At 47.4% G+C, this 3,487-nt stretch carries 2 protein-coding genes and 1 pseudogene; all 3 read left to right on the top strand.

Features of this window, described 5'->3' with window-relative positions; all coding sequences use genetic code 11:
* Positions 1 to 408: pseudogene (locus tag B3O33_RS15220) on the top strand (patatin); the annotation flags it as partial.
* Positions 409 to 588: 180 nt separating this feature from the next.
* Entirely contained in the window at positions 589 to 2,469 is a 1,881-nt protein-coding gene (locus tag B3O33_RS15215; RefSeq protein WP_292359888.1) for a peptide-binding protein, read from the top strand.
* Positions 2,470 to 2,489: 20 nt separating this feature from the next.
* Positions 2,490 to 3,487, top strand: a 998-nt coding sequence (locus tag B3O33_RS15210; protein WP_292363911.1) for an ABC transporter permease, incomplete at its 3' end; no start/stop codon positions are given.

Genomic DNA, 3,487 nt, shown 5'->3' with positions numbered 1-3,487 from the left:
CTGGGAGCCGATATCGTGATTGCAGTGAATCTGAATGGCGATATTTTAGGGAAACATCTGCATCAAAATCCTCCCGTTACAAAGAATGATCAGAGCGCCAGTTTGCTTGGTAACCGTATCAGTGAATTTATAACCAATTACACTGGAAATCTTTTTGCTGAGGATAAACCTCCCAAAGAAGATGTGCCGGATATGTTTGCCGCGATTGCTGCATCAGTGAATATAACTCAGGACAGGATCACCCGCAGTCGCATGGCAGGTGACCCGCCGGATGTGTTATTACAGCCGCGCTTATCACATATCGGGTTGCTGGAGTTTTACCGGGCAGCCGAAGCCATAGAGGCTGGGGCAAAAAGTGTCGACAAAAACCTGGCGGAAATTCAGTTCTGTCTGGGGCAACGTGATTAGCTGATTCGTCTGCTGTGAAAAATTTAGCAAGTGTTAAGAACCAATTTAAATTTGAAACTGTCATGTCGTGAAGCTGGATTTTTAGTAGAAACCTGCTGACAGCGGTCGCACAAACTGTCAGTCTGGGCAAAACAATCAACAAAAATAACGCAAATCTACAGAGATATAGGCAAATAAAGCATGAAAAATGGAATTGAGGGGATCAGTAAGCTCTGGTTTTGGCTGGCATTAAGTCTGTTTGTAGTGATGTTTCTGCTATTGATGGTTCAGATAGACAGACAATGGACCAGGATGAATGAAATGACGCGGATCATGGAGGAGCAGGCTAAAGACATTCGTGCAACCCGGGGGCTTTTGCGTAATCTGGAGCAAACGCTGCGTACGGCGGAGTTTAGCCGTAACCCGAACAGCCAGCCGGTCAGCCCCAAAGATATCAGAGGCACAGATGCATTTGAACGAGCGCGTCTGGCCGCTGAAAAAGAAGATTATGCACAAGGTGACTGGCTGATGATGGCCTTCGCCAGTAACATCCGCACACTGACCCCATTAGTCTCCGCGGATGCCTATTCTTCAGAAGTGCAACAATATGTCCTGGAATCATTACTGGTCAGAAACCCGGACACATTGGAATGGAATGGTTTATTGGCAGAAGACTGGTCTACGTCTTCAGACGGTCTGACGATTACTTTTGCATTACGCCGGGATATTACGTTTTCCGATGGAGAGCCATTAACTGCCAGGGATGTCGAGTTTACCTTTAATTTCATCATGAACGAGGCGATTGCCGCTCCTCGCAGTCGTGCCTACTTATCCAGAATGGAGCGTGTTACTGCGCTGGATGATTATCATGTGGAATTTGTATTCAAAGAACCGTATTTCAATAGTCTCCAACTAGCGGGCAGTATTGATGTTTTGCCTGAACATTTTTATGGTCGATTTCTCGATGATCCTCAAACCTTTAATGAAAGCCGTGGTTTATTACTTGGTTCAGGTCCGTTCCGTTTAAGTAACCCTGAAGGCTGGTCTCCGGATAAAGGTGTCGTTGAGCTGGTGCGTAATCCTCGCTACTGGGGACCGGTCAGTGCGTCATTTGATCGAATAGTCTGGCGCATTATCGAAAACGACAGCGCACGACTGACTACTTTCCGTAACGGTGATATTGATGTTTATAGCGCCCGTCCACGTGAGTATCAGAATTTGCTCGATGACGAGGGCATTACAGAGCGTAGTCAGAATTTTGAATATATGAGTCCAACAGCCGGTTACAGCTTTATTGCCTGGAATCAGGAACGTGGCGGTGAAAAGACCATTTTTGCCGACAAACGGGTGCGTATGGCAATGTCCATGCTGACTGATGTAGATAGAGTGCTGGAAGAGATTTTCCTCGGTTATGGTCAGCCTGCTGCCAGTCCGTTTATGCCGGGTTCAGCCCAGCACGATGAAGCCAATCAGGCGATCGGTCATAACATCGATAGAGCCAGAGAGTTATTGCAGGAAGCTGGTTTTCAGGACAGTAATAATGACGGCATTCTGGAAACACCAGATGGTGAGGAATTTGAATTTTCGCTGACCTATTTTCAGGACAGTGACGATACCCGGCGGATGGTGCTGTTTCTGCGCGATTTATATGCGCGCTCCGGCATTATCATGAAACCGAATCCAACTGAGTGGTCGGTGATGGTGGAAAACATTCAACAAAAAAACTTTGATGCCATTACTTTGGCCTGGACCTCGGGCATTGAAATCGATATTTACCAGATGTTTCATTCCAGCCAGACAGTCGAAGGTGGTGATAACTTTATCAATTATCGCAACCCTGAGCTTGATGCCATCATTGATGCTGCCCGTGCAGAAGTAAAAGAAGAAGAAAGAATGAAACTCTGGCATCAGGCAGAGAAAATTCTGGTGGATGAGCAACCCTATACCTTCCTGTTCCGCCGTAATACCATGGCATTTATTGATCGACGTATCCATAACCTGCAAAAAACCGGTCTGGGTCTGAATCTGATGAGTGTTCCGGTAGAGATATATGTGCCGGCTGAACTGCAGCATAGACGTTAGTTAAGCAGGCCAAGACCATCATGCTGAATTATTTGCTGAGACGCATCTTGTTGATGATCCCGACCTTGCTCGGTATCACGATTGTTGTGTTTACCGTGATGGCTGCTGCACCGGGAGGGATCAGTGCCCAATCGCTGGTGGACGGCATGGAGCTGGAGCCGCAAAGCCGCCAGGCGCTGGAAGACTATTACAATAAACTTTACGGATTGGATAAACCGGCTCCGGTGCAATATGTTCGCTGGCTGAATAATATTTCACCAATTGGATTTAAACGCCTGCCGGACGGCACCTTTGGCGAATTTTCATTGTGGAAAGGCACTGATCTGGGTACCAGTTTCCGTTATGGCAGACCGGTTACTGATATGATTGCTGAACGGCTGCCAATCACCTTGTTACTCAATCTGATTTCTATCCCGCTCATATACGCCCTGGCCATTGGAATTGGTGTGCAGGCCGCACGCCAACGTGGCGGCCGATTTGATGTGACATCGAATATTCTGCTGCTTGGACTGTGGTCAGTCCCTAGCATGCTGGCCGGTGTTCTGTTTATTGGTTTTTTTGCGTCGGAACAATACTGGCGATGGTTTCCTACCGGTGGTCTGATGCGAAGAGAGACTGCTGACCAGACTTTCCTGCCGTTAATGACCAGTATGGGTGATGTGTTCATTACGTTTGCCTGTGTGGCATTGCTCACCGTTCTGCTTATCAGCGCCGTGGTGACCTTTTCATTGAAAATCAGACAATTCGCCGGTCTTATTGTCGGTGGTTTATTGGGTTATGCCATGGCATTTAATCTCAATGGTGATCTGTTTGGCTTATTGCATGTGTTGCTTATTCCTTCAATGGCTATGCTGGTCAGACTCTTCGCAGGATTGGGTAATATCGCACTGCGAATTGTCATTACCGGTGGATTTGCGGTGGGGTTTGGTTTGGCTTTAGCCGGATTGTTTGGTGTGCAGGTGGTACAGGGGGGCTATTTGCTGGATCGTCTATGGCATCTGGTGTTACCGGTAATTGC

The sequence above is a fragment of the Methylophaga sp. UBA1464 genome (assembly GCF_002325665.1).
Classification (GTDB): domain Bacteria; phylum Pseudomonadota; class Gammaproteobacteria; order Nitrosococcales; family Methylophagaceae; genus Methylophaga.
The sequence above is the reverse complement of the archived record's forward strand: the minus strand, read 5'-3'. Positions and strand labels throughout refer to the sequence as shown.